Annotated in this window: 5 protein-coding genes; 2 read left to right on the forward strand and 3 right to left on the reverse strand. The window is 73.5% G+C overall.

Going from position 1 to position 17,597, the window contains the following annotated elements:
* Window positions 1-224 precede the first annotated feature (224 nt).
* Together ACVW19_RS02815 and ACVW19_RS02820 are read right to left on the reverse strand one after the other, a co-directional pair.
* Window positions 225-1,496: a metallophosphoesterase family protein gene (locus tag ACVW19_RS02815; protein ID WP_457456244.1), complete on the reverse strand. Its 1,272-nt coding sequence runs from the start codon at window positions 1,494-1,496 to the stop codon at window positions 225-227.
* A 535-nt stretch (window positions 1,497-2,031) separates the two neighbouring features.
* Window positions 2,032-2,643, reverse strand: a complete 612-nt coding sequence (locus ACVW19_RS02820) for an HNH endonuclease (protein ID WP_457456942.1) — start codon at window positions 2,641-2,643, stop codon at window positions 2,032-2,034.
* Window positions 2,644-2,802: 159 nt separating this feature from the next.
* Between ACVW19_RS02820 and ACVW19_RS02825 the strand changes: the two genes are divergently transcribed.
* The gene (locus ACVW19_RS02825) at window positions 2,803-4,281 is read left to right on the forward strand and encodes a glutamate--cysteine ligase (protein WP_457456245.1); all 1,479 of its coding nucleotides are present in this window, start codon (window positions 2,803-2,805) and stop codon (window positions 4,279-4,281) included.
* A gap of 53 nt (window positions 4,282-4,334) precedes the next feature.
* On the opposite strand, the gene ACVW19_RS02830 is transcribed toward ACVW19_RS02825, so the two are convergent.
* Window positions 4,335-5,057 carry an FAD binding domain-containing protein gene (locus ACVW19_RS02830; RefSeq protein WP_457456247.1) on the reverse strand — a complete coding sequence of 241 codons (723 nt, stop codon included), beginning with the start codon at window positions 5,055-5,057 and terminating at the stop codon, window positions 4,335-4,337.
* A gap of 241 nt (window positions 5,058-5,298) precedes the next feature.
* Between ACVW19_RS02830 and ACVW19_RS02835 the strand changes: the two genes are divergently transcribed.
* The gene (locus tag ACVW19_RS02835; RefSeq protein ID WP_457456249.1) at window positions 5,299-17,577 is read left to right on the forward strand and encodes an amino acid adenylation domain-containing protein; all 12,279 of its coding nucleotides are present in this window, start codon (window positions 5,299-5,301) and stop codon (window positions 17,575-17,577) included.
* Window positions 17,578-17,597: the final 20 nt, after the last annotated feature.

Raw genomic sequence — 17,597 nt, forward strand, 5'->3', positions numbered from 1 at the left:
TCCTCCGGCAGGAAGACGCTGCTGACCGATACGGGATGTCGCACCGATGGCGGAGATGCCGTGAGACATCTCCGCCATCGTTCACATGGGGCCGTCGGTCCTATGACCTGTGGTGGGACCATGCGTGCTTGCGAGCCGGTCGGGGACGCGCTGCGGTTCCCGGACTCCGTCCACAGTCGGGGGCGGCTGCCGGAGTGGAGCGCCGACGGCCTTCCGACACGCCCTCAGTGGCAGGTGAATGCCTTGTTGGCGGTGCTCGCGCTCAGCGTGCAGGTCTGACCGCGGACAGCACCGGTCGTGTCGTGAGAGGTGAGGTCCCAGGTCGCGCCGTTGTCGCGCAGGAGCCCGTACCCGAAGACCCCTCCCTGAGTGATCGACTGGTGGACGGGCTGCGGCGGCGTACCGACCGGTTTTCCGACGACGTTGGCGTCGTTCGGGCCCTGGTCCAGTGGTGCTCCGCCCGAGAGGCCCACGGTCACCTGGGGCGGGCGGGCGGTGTCGAAATCGATCATCTGGTAGAGGTGGACGTGGCCCGACAGCACCATGCGGATGTTGTCCTCCAGCCGGCCCAGGGTCGTGTCGGCGACGGCTTCGTCGAGGACACGGGTCACCCATCGAGCCGGAGGGCCCGCCGATCTCACCATCCACAGCGGCTTGTGGGTGAACACGAAGTAATCGTGGGTGGGATGCTGCCGCGCGGCCTGGTTCACGGTTTCGAACTGCGCGGTGTAGAGCGCCCGCTGCGTCGTGCTTCCGTCGTCGGCCGGGTCGGCGAACGAGGAGTCCACGGAGACGAGGTTCAGAGTGCCTGCGCGGATCTCCACGGGCGCGGTGTAGGGACTGCACGATCCGTCGGCGCGGAGGTCGTCGGCGAGGTAGCGGAACCACGCGCCGCCCGCGCCGCCCTGCTGCGCAGGGTTGCAGTCCTCGTGGTTTCCTCGGGTCAGTGCGACCGGTGCCGTGGCCAGCAGCGTTTCCGCCGGTCTGAAGAAGTCGGCGACGACGCACGGCCAGCTGAATCTGTCCGCCCTCGTCGTGCAGCCCGGATTGGCCGCCGTGTCGTTCGCCTGGCTCGGGTCCTCACGGTAGAGGTAGTCGCCGACATGGATCACGAGGTCCGGTCGCGTCACCGTGGCGGCGCTGTTCGCGATCTGCGGGAACGGCCAGCCGGTTTGATGGTTCGCGCAGTCCTGGCCGGGACCCGCCGTCGTGACCCGGCAGCCGGTGTCGCCGATGACGCCGATGGTGCCGGGGCGTGTGGTGTCGGTCCAGTTCGGCAAGGGGAGCCGGCGGTTTGCGGGGTGTACCACGGTCGCCCGGACCGTCGACTGCTGGAGCACCGCGTCAAAGGCTCCGAGGGGCACGCCCAACTCGCACACGGTGGTGAGGAACTGCGGCAACACCGGGGTGCTCACCCGGTGCATCGGGAAGGAACCCCTGGTCGTGCCCATGGTGTACCGCACGGTGGGGCACGTGAGGGTGGTGTCGGTGGTCACGTAGCGGATCTGGGTGCCGCGACTGGTCAGTTGGGTCCATGCCCATGCCTCGCTACTGGGCCCGGACCCTGGTGGAGGGGGTGGCTTCGGCCCTCCACCAGGGGGTGTGGCCCCTGCGAGAGCGGCCCCGGCCGAGAGCGCCGCGGTCAGCACGCTCATCAGGGCGAGGACGACCATCCGGTGCATCATGTTCGCGTTTCTCCATTCGAGAGCCCTGGACGCCGACCCATCCCATTGCCGAGGGTCGTACCGGAGATGCTCACCGAGGCCTTCGACCGACGCACGGCGACCGAAGCGAACGGCGTACACATGGTGCCGCCGGCTCCTCGGCAGCACCGTCAGCGCAGAGCGCGGCGCCAGGTGCGAACCTGCGACCGCACAGTGCCAGGGCCCGCGGGCAGGCGTCGGGCGCCCTCGGTCTTCGGGCACTCGCCGTACCCGGCTCGGCCGATGTTCCTGAGTGCCTGCCCCGGGACTGAACGTTTTGGCGTCAATGGGTTGACGGTGCGAGCGAGGTGGCGTCGCATCAAGAGGATCATCGGCCGACGAACCGTGGCCCCGCGGTGCCCCGGCCCGAACTCGTGGTCGCGGACGCACCGGCGTCGCCGACAGGTCGACGACGTCGGGTCGGCCGCGCGGTGAGGTGCTCGCGGTGAGGGCGATTCCTGTTCCACGCGGCCTCCCGCCGAACCGGACATGACGGTTTCCCGGTCATCCGGCTCTCCAGTGACTGCTGCGTGAGTGGTCCGGCCGGCCGTTCCGAGTGGATGCGGTCATGGCAGGTGTCGCAGGCCACCACCGTTTTGCGTTGTCGGTGGAGCATGAGGCACGCCCGGTCGGAGGGCTGCCGTCCGGCATGTGCGAGGTCGGGGAGAGCGCGGACGTGGTGCACTCGCACGTCGCCCCTGCTTCCGCAGATCTCGCGGGTATCCGTCGGGAGTGTCGCGCCGAGTTCCTTCTGCGGACGGTCCGCCCGGTTCGGCTCACGGTCGGCGAGTTCCGCCGCTCGCTGCCGCTGGAGGGGAATCCCACCCCGGCCGTACGCGCCGGAGAGATCTGCGCCACCCCGCCGGCCCACTGCCCGGCGGACCCCGCGACGACCGCGGGGCGGCACGGTGGCCGATGGACAGCGGATACGCCGGGGCACGAAGGGCGAGGAGCCGGAGGTCAAGCGCCAGGGGTACCCCGTACAGGTACCGGGTACCTGAATTTCACGGTGCGTCCCGTCCCGTCTGGTCGGAGTCGCCCGGTGGTGCGACGCTGGGGTGGAGAGGTGTCCGAGGACGGGAAGCCGGGAGGCGAAGCGATGGGACGCGACGTCCCGGCGTTGGTGTTCACCCGTGAGGACCGCCGCCGGTACCGGATCAAGATGCAGGAGTGCCTCGACACGTTCGCGCAGATGCTGCGCGAGGAACGGTTCGAGTCCGAGCGGCCCCAGGTGGGGCTGGAGATCGAGCTGAACCTGGTCGACGACCGGGCGGAGCCGGTGATGCGCAACAGCGACGCGCTCGAAGTGATCGCGGACCCCGCCTGGTCCACGGAGCTGGGCCGGTTCAACCTCGAGATCAACGTGCCGCCCCGACGGCTGACGGCGGGCGGCCCGGACTCCTGGGAGTCCGAGATCCGCGCCGCGCTGAATCACGCGGAGCGACGCGCGAAGTCGGTCGGCACCCATCTGATCATGACCGGTATTCTGCCGACCCTGCGGCAGGAGGACGTGGGTGAGTCGGCGCTGTCGGAGAACCCGCGCTACCGGCTGCTCAACGACCAGATCTTCGCGGCCCGGGGCGAGGACCTGCACATCGAGGTGGACGGCCTCGACCGGCTGCGCACCTACGCGGACACGATCACTCCCGAGGCCGCGTGCACCAGCACGCAGTTCCACCTCCAGGTGTATCCGGAGCAGTTCGCCGACTACTGGAACGCGGCGCAGTCGATCGCGGGGGTGCAGATCGCCCTGGCGGCCAACTCGCCGTTCCTGTTCGGCAAGGAGCTGTGGCACGAGACCCGTGTCCCGCTGTTCGAGCAGGCCACCGACACCCGCCCGCAGGAGATCAAGGTGCAGGGGGTGCGTCCCCGGGTCTGGTTCGGGGAGCGGTGGATCAACAGCGTCTTCGACCTCTTCGAGGAGAACCTGCGGTACTTCCCGGCGCTGCTCCCCCTGTGCGACGAGCAGGATCCCGCCGAGACGCTGGACCGCGGCGACATCCCCGAACTGGGCGAGCTGACCCTGCACAACGGCACCATCTACCGCTGGAACCGCCCGGTCTACGCCATCGCGCACGACAAGCCGCATGTCCGGGTGGAGAACCGGGTGCTGCCGGCCGGTCCCACCGTGGCCGACACGCTGGCCAACGGCGCCTTCTACTACGGCCTCACCCGTGCCCTGGTGGAGGAGGAACGGCCCGTGTGGTCGCGGATGTCGTTCTCGGCCGCCGAGGAGAACCTGCACACGGCGGCACGGCACGGCATCGAGGCACGGCTGTACTGGCCCGGGATGGGCGAGGTGCCGGTGCCCGAGCTCGTGCTGCGGCGGCTGCTGCCGCTGGCACACCGCGGGCTGGAGCTCTCCGGAATGGACGAGGTCTGGCGGGAGCCGCTGCTCGGCATCATCGAGCAGCGGTGCGTCACCGGGCGCAACGGGGCGGTGTGGCAGAAGGAGATGTTCCACCACATCGACGCCTCGGCTCAGTGCGGCCGCCATGAGGCCCTGCGGCGGATGACGCAGGTGTACATCGACTACATGCATCTCAACGCCCCGGTGCACACCTGGCCCGTCGACTGACGCGGTCCCGGCACGCCCCCGTGGCCGGCTGAAGCGGTGAGCCGTCGGCGTCGTCAGCCGTCGGTGGCCCGGACGAGGACCCCGGACACCTCCCGGCGCATCACGTCCCGGGCCGCCGGTGGGAGCGAACCGAGATCCGTACGGGCCAGGGCGTCCAGCACCTCGTCCGTGCCGGTCACGTACTCCGTGCTCCCGCCGATCACCTCGTGGCCGTCACGGACGGCGACGCGGACACGGCGCTGTCCGTCGCCCTCGGCGTGCACGGCGGTGGCGACGACGAGCGGCGGCGGTCCGCCCACCTCGCCGGGCGCCTTGTGGTATCCGCTCGTCACGGGGTCGCGCCAGCGCAAACTGAGCAGCAGGTGGCGCTTGGCCACCACCTCGGCCAGATCGGTCTCGTAGGTTCCGTCCCGGTCCAGCACGGTGGCGCGCGCGTCCAGGACGAGCGCCGCCGGCAGCAGGCAGCGCAGGGTGCTGCCCACGATGTTGCCGCCGACCGTGGCCGTCCGGCGCACGGCGCCGGTGCCCACGGTGGCGGCCGCGCCGCGCAGGACCTCCGGCACCCGGTCGTCGATCCGGTGCAGCAGAACGGCCGCGCCCAGGGCCTCACGCTCGAGCACATTGGCCTCCGGGAGGCTGCGCAGGGACATCGCCTGCTCGGGGAAGCCGTCCCGCTGCCAGAGTGCCCACACGAGGGTGGCTCCGCCGATGGGCACCGCTCCCTCGGCCATACAGTTCTGTGCTTCGGACAGGGATGTGGGCAGACGCAACAGCACGGCAGTCGACCTGCTTTCCTCTGCTTCGGCGGAAGGAACCGGGCACTCCGCTCATGATCACGGACACTGCATTCTCCGTACGGCCACGGGGGCGCGTACAGGGCTCACGCATGCACCGTGCGCACCGGAGGTACGCCCCGCGAGAGGCAGCACGGCAAAAGCAACCTGTCCCGGTTCCGGACCGTCCCACACAACGCATGCCTCACCACACCGCTTGCCTCACCGACGAACGAACGGACCGATGAACGCCGCGACGCTGCTGGACGTCCTGCTCGATGCCGCCCGCCGGTCCCCCGACCAGGTGATCGTCCATGTCCGGGGGGACGGCGGCGAGGTGGCCGTCACCTTCCGGGAACTGGTGGACCGGGCGCTGCGCGTCGCGGGCGGTCTGCGTGCGGCAGACGTCGCGCGGGGCACCTGCGTTCCGGTGCTCGCGGAGAACAGCGCGGACTTCCAGCCCCTGTTCTGGGGCGTGCTCGCGGCCGGTTCGGTACCGGTGCCGCTGGCGCCGGACGCGCGGCGGGTCCGGCCGGTGTGGGAGCACCTCGGCCGTCCCCCGGTCGTCGTGGACGCGGCCTGCGCGCCGGTGGCCGCCGAACTCCCCGAGGACGCCGAGATCCTGCGGCTGGACGCACTGCGGGCGTGCCCGCCCCTGGCCGCTCCCGCCGAAGTGGCCCCGGACGGGCTGGCCTTCCTGCAGTTCTCGTCGGGCAGCACGGGTGCGCCCAAGGGCGTGGAGCTGACCCACGCGGCCGTCCTGGCGAACCTGCGGCAGCTGACCGAGGCCTCCGCCCTCACGGAACACGACGTGGTGGTCAGCTGGATGCCGTACTTCCACGACATGGGCCTGATCGGCACTCATCTGGCACCGCTGGCCGCGCGGGCCAAGCAGGTGAAGATCGGTCCTCTGTCGTTCGCGAAGAATCCCCGGCTGTGGTTCGACGTGGCCGCCGCGCATCGCGCCACGATCCTGTCGGCGGCCAACTTCGCACTGGCCCTGACCCTCCGCCGGGTTCCCGCCGAGGTGTTCGCCGGGCTGGACCTGAGCGCGGTGCGGCTGATCCTGGTGGGGGCCGAACCGATATCGGCGACGGTGTGGCGGGACTTCACCGCCAGGGCCCGGGCGGCGGGGCTGGATCCGCGGGCGGCGACGCCGGTGTACGGGCTGGCCGAGGCGACGTTGGCCGTCGCGTTCCCGCCGTTGGGCGAGGTGGCCGTGCCGGTGGCCGTGGAGCGCGCCGCGCTCAGCCGGGGCCGCGTGGTGGAACGGGAACCCGGTGGTGACGCCGTGGAGTTGATGGACGTCGGCGTACCGGTGCCGGGGTGCTCGGTGCGTATCACCGACGGCGGGGGCCGGGTGCTGGGTGACCGGCGGGTGGGGCACGTCGAGGTGAGCGGTCCGCAGATCGCACGCGGCTACCACGGTCTGCCGGACGCGACGGAGCGGGCCTTCGCGGGCGGCTGGCTGCGCACCGGCGACCTGGGCTTCCTCCGGGACGGCCGGTTGTGCGTCAGCGGCCGGCACAAGGACGTCCTGTTCGTCAACGGCCGTACGTTCCACGCCCCGGACCTGGAGGAGGTGGCGGCCGGTACGCCGGGGGTGCCGGCCGGTACGACGGTGGTGGTCGGGTCGACCGACCCGGTGAGCGGCGGGGAGCGGGTGGTGGTGTTCGTCGCCTGGGCGCGACCGCCCCGCACCGCGGCCGAGGTGCTGGACCGGGTCGCGCGTCGGGTCCGCGCGGCGCTGGGCCACGACGACGTACGGGTGCTCGCGCTGCCGCCGTCCGCCTTCCCCCGGACGACGAGCGGAAAGGTGCGGCGGCAGCGCATGCGTTCCCGGTTCGAGGCGGGGGCGTACCGGCCGTCGGCGCGTTCCGGTGCGGTGCCCGGCGATCCGGTGGAACGGCCGCGGCCGTCGTCCGCGGGGCCGGGGTCGGCGCCCCGTTCCCGCGGGGAGGTCCGGCGTGCGGTGCGTGAGGCGTGGTCCGGGGTTCTGGGGCTGCCGCAGGCCTCGTTCGGGGACCGGGAGCGGTTCGCCGAGCTGGGCGGTACCTCGATCAGGGCCATGGAGGCGCTCGCCGGGCTGGAACGGTCCCTCGGTGTCGCTCTGGGGCCGGCGGTGATGCGCAACGACACGGTCGCCACGCTCACCGACCACCTCATGGGCGTCGTCGGGACGGATGCCGTGGAGGGCACGTCCGCCGAGGGGGAGGCGGCCGCCTCGGCGGCGTACGGACAGGAGGGTGCGTACGCCGCGGGCCGTGCGTCCGCGACTGCCGTGGTGGGGCTGGCCTGCCGGTTCCCCGGGGCCGACACGCCGGAGGAGTTCTGGGACCTGCTCACTGACGGGCGCGACGCCGTGTCCGCGGTGCCTCCGGGCCGCTGGAGCGCGGACGGCCGCACGGGGCCTGAGCAGCCGGCACGTTGGGGAGCCTTCCTCGACGACCCCGCCGCCTTCGACGCCGGCCACTTCGGCATCGGCGACGAGGAGGCGCGCACGCTGGACCCGCAGGCGCGTGTCTTCCTCGAACTCGCCCACGAGGCACTGGAACGCGCCGGTTACGCGGGGCCCCGGCGGCGGGGTGTGCGGACCGGGGTCTTCGCCGCCGTCGGCGACAGCGGCTACCGGCAACTCCTCGCCGAGACGGGCTCCGCGGGTGCTTCTGCGGACGCGACGGCCCTGACCGGCAATCTCCCCAACCTGGTCGCCGCGCGCGTGGCACACTGCCTCGACCTGGACGGCCCGGCGCTGGCCGTGGACACCGCGTGCTCCTCGGGCCTGGTGGCGCTGCATCTGGCCCGGCGCAGTCTCGCGGACGGCGAGTGCGACGTGGCCGTCGTCGGCGGGGTCAACCTGCACCTCACCCCCTCCGCACACCAGGCTCTGGAGGCGGCCAAGGCCCTGTCACCGACCGGGCGCAGCCGTGCCTTCAGCACCGCGGCCGACGGGTTCGTACCGGGTGAGGGCGGCGCTGTCCTCGTCCTGCGGCGCCTCGAGGAGGCCCAGCGGGACGACGACGTGGTCCTGGCCCTCGTCCGCGGTACCGCGGTGAACAACGACGGTACGTCGCTGAGTCTGATGGCACCCAACCCGCTGCGGCAACGCGAGGTGATCGGCCGGGCCTACGCGTACTGCGGTGTCGACCCGGCGTCGGTCTCGTACGTCGAGGCCCACGGGACGGGTACCGCCGTGGGGGATCCGATCGAACTGCGGTCCCTCGCCCATGCCTTCCCGGCCCGCCCGGACGGCCGGCCCCGGCTGCTCGGCTCGGTGAAGACCAACGTCGGGCACCTGCTGAACGCGGCGGCGCTGCCCTCCCTGGTGAAGGTGGTCCTGGCCCTCGGGCACGGGCGGCTGCCGGCCTCCCTGCATCACGCACCGGTCTCCCCCGCGGTCGAGCGGTCCGGGTTCGCCCTGGTCACCGAGGTGACGGCCTGGGAGTCGTCCGGGCCGCGCAGGGCGGGGATCAACGCCTTCGGCTTCGGCGGCACCAACGCGCACGCCGTACTGGAGCAGGCGCCGCCCTCCCGTGTCCTGCCACCGGGCGGGGACGACACCGCACCGCGCGGAGGCGCCCGCGGCCCGAACCTGCTCACCCTGTCGGCGGGCAGCGCCGCCGGGCTCGACGCGTGGACGGCACGGGTCTCGGAGCAGTTGCGCGACCACCCGGAGTTCACGGAGGGTGACGTCTGTCTGACGGCGGGCGCCGCACGCGACGAACGGCCGCACCGGCTCGCCGTCGTGGCCGACGGCGACCTGCGTGAGCGGCTCTCCTCGGTGCGCGCCGCCGGCGGGGCACCCGTGCCGGGCGCGGTCGCCGGGGCGGTGACGCACCGGCCCCGGACCGTCTTCGTCCTGCCCGGTCAGGGCGGCCTGCGACCGGAGCAGGGGCGGGAGCTGTACGACACGGCACCCGTGTACCGTGCGACGCTCGACGAGGCGTCGGCGCTGGTGGGAGCCGTGCACGGGCGGGAGCTGACGGCCTGGTGCGTCGACGGCGGAGTCGACGCCTCCTCGCTGGCCGCGACCGAGGTGGCGCAGCCGCTGCTGGTGGCGCACGGCGTCGCGCTCGCCCGGCAGTTGACGGCCTGGGGGGTGCGGCACGACGCGGTGGTCGGGCACAGCGTCGGTGAACTGGCGGCCGCCTGCGTCGGCGGCATGCTGTCGTTGTCCGAGGCGGTGCTGTTCGCCGCGGAACGAGGGCGGCTGATGGGTGGGTCGACCGCGCCGGGTGCCATGGCGGCGGTGCGGGGCGCCGACGAACGGGCGGTGGAGGACCTGGTGGCGGTCTCCCCCGGTGATCTCGCGGTGGCGGCGTACAACGGTCCCGGCCGACTGGTGATCTCCGGCACCCCCGACGCGGTGCGGCAGGCGTCGGAGCTGCTCACCGCGCAGGGCGCGACGGTCCGTGCGCTGCGGGTGCCGCGCGCCTTCCACTCGCCGCTGATGGCACCGGTCGCACCCGGGGTGAGCGATGCGGCGCGCAGGCTGCTGAGTCCCTCGGTGCCCGCGCTCGCGGTGATGAGTACGCTCACCGCCGAGTGGCAGCCGCGCCTGGACCCTGACCACCTGCGCGAACACGCGCTGCGGCCGGTCCTGTTCGGCCGGGCCGTGGACCGTCTGCTGGACGAGGGCTACGACACCTTCGTGGAACTCGGCCCGGGGGAGAACCTCGCGGGTCCCATCCGTGCGGTGGCCGCCCGCCGGAGGCACCTCGGCGGCGCCCGTGACGGCACTCATGACGGCGCCCTTGTGGTGTCCGCCCCCGTGCAGCCGCCCGGCACCGGGGCCGCGCCGGGCGGGGCGCGGGAGTTGATGGAGACGGTGGCACGGCTGTGGGTGCGCGGGGTGCCGCTGGACCGTACGGCGCTCGACGCGGGCCACCGCAGGGTGCAGCTGCCGCCCTACCCGTACCGGCGGCGCAGGTACTGGCCCGAACCCGACGCGCGCGGATTGCTGCACCGCATCGGCTGGCAACCCGCGCCCCTGCCCGGCGACGGTCTCCCCGGCTCCGTGCTGGTGACCGGAACGGACCCGGTGGCGGTGCGCCGCCTGGCGGACGGGTTCGCCGCCGTCGGCGTGCGGGCCGTCACGGCCGACGACGGTGAGGTCCGTCCGCAGACGGTGGTCCTCCTCGGTGGGCCGGACCGGCCGAACCCGGCGGAGGGCCTCGAAGGGGACCTGCGGCAGGCCGTCGCGGCGTTCCAGGACGCCCTCACCCTGCTCGACCGGTCCGGAGCCCGCCGCCTGCTGGTCGTGACCGAGGACGCACACGTCACCGGGCACGGCGTGGAGCACGCGGTACCGGGGCGGGCGGTCCTGGGCGGTCTGGCACTCGCCGTACCGGAGGAGTCGGCCGGGGTGGTCGCGAACTGGGTCGACCTCTCCTCCCACGGCTCACCCGGCTTCCCCGACGGCGAGGGACAAATACGTTCCCTGGTAGCCGAGTTGACGGCTCCGCAGGCGGCGGGAGCCGTGGCCTGGAGGAAAGGACAGCGCCTCGTACGCACCGTCGCGCCGGGGGCGGCCGGAGAGCCGGGGGCGGCCGGAGAGCCGGGAACGGCGGGAGCGGCGGGAGCGGCGGGCAAGCCGGCCGGCGCGGGCCGGCTGCCGGTCGACGGCGCGTACCTCGTCACGGGGGGCGCCGGCGGCATCGGGTCCGCACTGGCCCGGGACCTGGCGGGTCGGGGCCGGCCGGTCCTGGTGCTGGCGGGACGGTCCCCGAACCCGCCCTCGGGTCTGCTGGAGGAGCTCACCGGCCTCGGTGCCGACGCGCGCTATGTCATGGCCGACCTCACGGCGCCCGACGACGTGGAGCGGCTCGTTCGCGGGCTGCCGCCGCTGGACGCCGTGTTCCACGCGGCGGGCGTGGTACGGCCCGGCAGCCTGCGCGGGACGGACGTGCGGGAGACGGTGGACGCACTGGGGGCGAAGACCCTGGGCACGGTCCTGCTGGCCGGTGCGTTGCGGCGGCACGGGCAGCGTCCGGGGGTGTGTGTCGCGTTCTCGTCGGTCTCGTCGGTGCTGCCCGGCCTGGCCGGCGCGCTGGGCGGTTACGCGGCGGCCAACGCCTTCCTCGACTCCTTCGCCGGAGCCGAGCGCCTGGCGGGCCGGCCCTGGCTGTCGGTGAACCTGGGTCCGTTCGCCGGGACGGGCCTCGCGGTCGCCGCGGGCCTCGGAGCACTCGACGGTGCCGGGAGCCGCACGGCCGGCGCGGCCGGCGGAGGCCGGCCCCTGGCCACCGCGCCCGCGCTGGCAGCGTTGCGCACGGCGTGCGGCACCGACGCCGCTCAGCTGGTCCTCGCCGACCTGGCGCCGGCGCCACGGCCTGCCGCCGTGCCGCGGCATCCCGCGCGGCCCACGGCCGTCGAGAGGTCCGGCGACACGGACGACGCCGGCGGACGCCGGCCCGCGGTGCCCTCGGACACCGCTGTCGTGCTGCGGGAACTGCTGGCGCAGTCGCTCGGTGTCCCGGCGTCCGCCGTCGACGACGACACGCCGTTCCTGCGGCTCGGCCTGGACTCGCTGGGCGCCGTCGACCTGGTCAAGCGGCTGGAGCGGAGGCTGGGGCGGCGACTGCCCACCACGCTCTTCTTCGAGCACCGGACGGTGCGCGAACTCGCCGCCCACCTGGGGGATCACACCGGCGAGACCTCCGTACCTGCCACGGGTGGGGCCGGGCCGGGTGACGGGTCCGGTGCCGGGAACGGGCTGCCCTTCGCCCTGACGCCCGTGCAACTCGCGCTGTACACCAGCAGCGGGCTTCATCCGGACGTCCCGGCACGGGGTCATCTGCGACTGACGGTCCGCGGCCCGCTCGACACCGGTCTGCTCGGCCGGGCGCTGGCGGCGCTGGCCGAACGGCACGGCATGCTGCGGCTGCGGGTGGACGACGCACGTGAACCGGCCGGGCTGCCGACGCAGCGCACGGCGCCGCCGGTGCCGCTGTCGGACTGGTACGAGGTGCGCGACTGCGCCGCCGACGAGGTGGACGCTGCCGAAACGGCCGTGTGCAACCAGCCGTTCGACCTGGCGGCGCTGCCACCGGTCCGGGCCGTACTGCTCCGCCGGGAGCCGGCGCTCGCCCATCTGCTGCTGGTGGTGCACCACGTGGCGGTGGACGGCTACAGCCTGAACCTCCTCGCCGAGGAACTGTGGAACACGTACACCGCTCTGTGCCACGGAGACCGTCCGCAACAGGTGCTCGCGGCACCGGACTTCGCGCAGTACGCGTCGAGTCTGCCGCCGTCCGACTCCGCTGAGCGGCGTGCCGACCGGCGCTACTGGTCCGAGCGCCTCGCCGCACGTGGCGAACCGCTGCGGCTGCCGTACGACAGTGATCCCGACGCGCCCGTGTCCGGCCCGTCCGGCCCGATCGTGCAGCACTACGGCGAGCTCGACGCGGAACTCACCGCCGGCCTGGAGAAGTTGGCCGCCGCGCACGGCATCTCCCTGTTCCACCTGCTGCTCGCCACGTATGTGCGCTGCCTGGCCCGGTGGTCAAAGGCCCGGGACGTCGCCGTGAACGTGGCCAGGGCCCGTCGCGAGGACCGCTTCGAGGGTGTGGACCGGCTGGTCGGCCCGCTCGCCGACACCCTTCCCCTGCTGTGCCGGACGGCTGACGACGAGGGAGTTCTGCCCCTGGCGGATCGGTTGCGCCGGACCTGGCTGCAGAGTGAACGGCACGCGGGGCTGAGCAGTCTGGACCTGGCCGCGCTGCTTCCCGGTGCCGCGCCCGGTGCCGGATTCGGCCCCCGGACGGTGAGTCCGGCGGGCTTCAGCTTCGCCCGTTTCCCGGTGAGCGCGGCCGCGGACCGCCCGGTGGAGGTACGGGCGACCGCGGCCGGCACCGGGTCGGCCGCGACCCGGCTGAGTCTGCTGTGCTGGGCGGACGGCCCGCTCCTGCGATGGTCGTGGAACTTCCCGGAGCCACTGTTCCGGCGGACCACCGTGGCACGACTGGACCGGGAGTTCCGCGCCGAACTGACCGCGGTGCTGGGCACACCGCCGTCGCCCGGCCCGGCAGCATCGTCGCCGGATGCCGGCGCCGTTCGCTCGGTGCCGTCCCCCGTGCCGTCCCCGCTGGTCGCGCGGCTGCTCGACAGGTTCCGGGAGCGGCCCGACGCGGTCGCGGTGGACGCCACTGCCACCGGGGACGCCGCGGGTGCGCCGCTCAGCTACGGGGCGCTCGATCGTGCCTCCGCTCTGCTCGCCGCGCGCCTGCGTGCCCTCGGCGTACGGCCTGGTGATCTGGTGGGTCTGCTCACCGAGCCGGGGGCCGACACCGTCGTCGGTGTGGTGGGCATCCTGCGCGCCGGGGCCGGCTGGGTCCCGCTCGACCCGGAGCACCCCGTCGCACGCCTGACCGACCAACTGGTCCGCACGGGCACCACCACCGTGGTGTGCCACGCCCCCACCCGGCAGACCGCCGACGCTCTCACAGCCGTACGGGCGGTTCCCGTCCTCGGGCACGCACCGGTGGACGGCGACGTTCCGGTGACCGCGCCGGAACCCCCTGCCGCTCCCGCCGCGCCGCCCGGTGCCGAGGCGATCGCGTATGTCATCTTCACCTCCGGTTCCACGGGACGGCCCAAGGCGGTACCGATCACTCACCGGGCGATGGAGAACTACCTCGACTGGGCCGTCGCCACCTTCGGGTACGGTGCCGGCGACCGCCTCGCGCAGACCGCGTCGCCCTGCTTCGACGCCTCGGTACGCCAGTTGCTCGCCCCTCTCCTGGTCGGCGGCACCGTGGTGACGGTGCCGCGGGCCCTGCTGCGGGATCCCGAACTGCTGCTCACGCACGTGGAGCGGGCGCGGGTGACCGTGTGGAGTTCCGTGCCGACGCTGTGGGAGCAGTTGCTGTCCGCCGCCGAGGCGAGAGCGCGAAGCGGAGCGTGTCTGCCGGACCTGACCGCGCTGCGGTGGGTCCACGTCGGCGGGGAGGCACTGCCCGTGGATCACGTGCGCCGCTGGTTCGACCTGTTCGGGAACGGCGCGCGCATCGCCAATCTGTACGGGCCCACCGAGTCGACCATCAACGCCACCTGCCACGTCATCGACTCCCGCCCCGGCGACGAGGTGCGGCAGCTGCCGATCGGACGTCCCGTGGCCGGCACCGACCTGGAGGTGGTCCGCGCCGACGGCACCCCCTGCGAGCCGGACGAGCCGGGGGAACTGCTCATCGCGGGCACCGGTCTGACCCCCGGTTACCTGGGTGAACCGGAGTTGTCCGGGCGGGCGTTCACCCTGCGGGCGGGGCAGCGCTGGTACCGCAGCGGAGACCGGGTCCGCCGGTCGGCCGACGGCACCGTGGAGTTCCTGGGCCGGGTCGACGACCAGGTGAAGATCCGTGGGAACCGGGTGGAGCCGGGAGAGGTCGAGGCGGCGCTCCAGGGCTGTCCCGGCGTCGCACGGGCGGCGGTGATCGCACAGGAGGGGCGGTTGCTCGCCTTCGTCACCCCCCGGTCCGCGACGGACCGGCCGGACACCCGGGGGGTGCGCCGGTATCTGGCCGGTCTCCTGCCGTCGTACATGGTCCCGGCCCGGATCACCTGCCTCGACGCACTGCCCCTCACCGGCACCGGCAAGGTCGACCGCCTCGCACTGGCCGGCCCGGCCCCCGGCTCCGGCGCGACGGCGGTCCAGGACGTTGTCCCCGCCGATTCGGCGTTGCCGGACGGTGACGGGACTCCCCCGGCCACAGCGACCGAACGACGTATGGCGGAGATCTGGTCCGACGTGCTCCAGGTGGCCTCGGTACGCCGGGAGGACGACTTCTTCGACCTGGGCGGTGACTCGCTGCTCGTCCTGAGGGTGTTCTCCCGGCTCGCGGAGCTCGAAGCGCCCCTGCCCCGGCCGACCGTGATCTACCGTCATCGCACCCTCGCGGCACTCTCCGCGGCCGTCGACGCGGTCGATGCCGACGCGAGGAAGTCGCGTTCTGCTTCCCCCTCCCCTTCCCTCTCCCCTTCTCTCTCCCCTTTCCTCTCCCCTTCTTCTTCCCCGGCCGCGGACGACCGCACGGCCCCGTTCCCCGTCACACCCGGTCAGCGCGGCTTCCTCCTCGCGGAGGCTCTCTCGCCGGGCGGCGGTACCTGGCTGGCGCGGCTTCGGCTGTCCGGACCGCTGGACCCCGAGGTCTTCCAGGCCGCGGTCGACCTGCTGGTGGAACGTCACGGCATGCTGCGCACCGTCTTCCCGGCCGGTGCCCGTCCGCCCGTGCAGCAGGAACTGCCGCCGTCGCTGCGTCTGCCGGTCGCCTTCACGACGGTCGCGACCCCTGCCGAAGTGGACGAACGGGCCGCGGCCGAAGCGGCACGGCGCCTCGAACCCTGGGCCTGGCCCCTGCTACGGCTTCAGGTGCTGAGCCTGGCCCCACAGGAACACGTCCTGCTGGTGCACGCGCATCACGTCATCGGCGACGGATACAGTGCGGCGCTGCTGATGCAGGAACTGACCGAGGTGTACGACCGGTTGACCGGCGGCAGCGACGCACCCCCGCTCCCGCCACTGCGCGGCGACTTCCGTGACCATGTCCGGTCCTCGACGCAGGCCGGACACCAGGCCGGTGTCGCCGGGCGGGCGCGACGCCGAGCCCAGGTGTGCGCACCGTACCGCCCCCCGGTGCTGCGGACCACCGTCAGCGGCAACGGCGAGGAGGAACGGACCGGGACCCACAGCGACGTCATGTTCCACTCCGCGGAGTTCACCCTCGGAGCCTCCCCGACGGCGGCGTTGCGCGCGCTCGCCGCACGCGCGCGGACCACCCTCTACGCGCCGTTGCTGACCGCCTACCACCAGGAGCTCACGGCACTGACCGGCCGACCGGACCTGATCGTGGGGCTGGCGGTGAGCGGCCGGGACGGAACGCTGCCCGACGCGCACCGGGTCTTCGGCCCGTTCGCCACGGCCGTACCCGTACGGCCGGCCTCCGACCCCGCCTCCGACGGGCCCCTCTCCGAAGGGGACTTCGACGGTGCGCTCCGCCGCGTCGCGGCGGAGGCGGAGGAGGCACGCGCCCATGAGGACGTGATCCCCCGGAGCGCCGACGGGCTTCCCCTGACCTCGCAGTTCTTCTTCACCTTCCTCGACTTCTCCGCGCTGGCCCCCGCGGACGGCGGGACCCTGCGGTTGTCGTGGGAGTCGGGCGACAGTACCTTCCTGCCGCCCGCTGCCACAACGGACGTGTTCATGGCGGTACGGCCCGACGCGGGCGGGGTGCGGGTCACGGTCCGGGGCTCGGCGGCGGCGTTCGCACCGGGCACGCTCGACCGTTTCGCCGACTCGGTCCGCCGGCGTCTCACCCGGGCCGCGTCAGGTGGCGGTGGCGTGCCGGACCAGCCCGGAACACACCGGCCCGCGCCGCGTCCCTCCGGTTCGGGCGGCCGCCATGGGCCCGGGGCCCGGGACACGATGGACGCGGCCCTGGTCGGCTACTTGCCCGCACCCGGCCATCTGGCGCGCCTGGCGGGTCTGCCCGGGTCGGCACTGCCGCGGGCCGAGCTGCGCGACCTGCTGTTCCCCGACGGCGCCCCGCGTCTGCTGGAGACGGTCCGTACGCCGCTGGGCCGGTCCGGTTTCGTCTGCGTTCCGCTCTTCGCCGACGAACTCGCTGCGGGCAGCGAGCTGGTGGGGCACACCGCCCGTGCCGTGTCGCTCGCCGCCGCACGGGGAGCGCGCTGTGTGTCCCTGGCGGGGATGATTCCGTCGCTGACCGGATACGGCTTCGACGTGCTGCGGTCCGGGAGTCATCCGGCGGCCCTGACGACGGGGCACGCGGCGACGGTGGTGGCGGTGGTCAGGACGGTGCACGCGGCGCTCAGGGCCACGGGCCGGGATCTCTCGGATCTCGACGTGGCGTTCGCCGGACTGGGTTCGATCGGTGCCTCCTCCCTGGAGTTGCTGCTGTCCCTGGCCGCCCGGCCTCCCCGGCGTCTGCTGCTGTGCGACGTGCGGGGCAGCGGACCACGACTGGCCGCGCTGGGACGGCGGTTGCGGGAACGCGGTCTGGTCGGTGCGGGCGGCGTCGAGGTGGCGGAGTCAAAGCGGGTGCTGCCGGACGCGGTCCACGGCGCGGACCTGCTGGTGACGGCGGTGAGCGGCGCCACCGCGGTGCTCGACGTCGACCGGCTGCGGCCGGGGGCCGTCGTGGTCGACGACTCCTTCCCGCACTGCTTCGACACCGAACGGGCCCTCGCACGCATGCGGGAACACGACGACGTGCTGGTGCTGGGTGGCGGGCTGCTGCATGTCGGCCGCACCGACCGGGAGGTCGCCGAGGATCTGCCGGCCGTGGCCGCGGCCGGCTATCTCGCCCAGCCCTGGATCGAGGGCACCCTGGCGTCCTGCCGCGCCGAGTCCCTGCTGCACGCGGCCGGTCACGAACTGCCGCTGGTGCACGGTCTGGTGGACGCCGGAGTGTCCCTGGCCTACTGGGACGCCGTGGAACGGGCCGGGGTGTCGGCCGCCCCGCTGCACCTGCTCGGTCACACCGTCGGCGGCGCTCCGGCGGTGTGACCGAAGAGACCTGCGCGGCC

It is taken from the genome of Streptomyces sp. TE5632 (assembly GCF_054061295.1).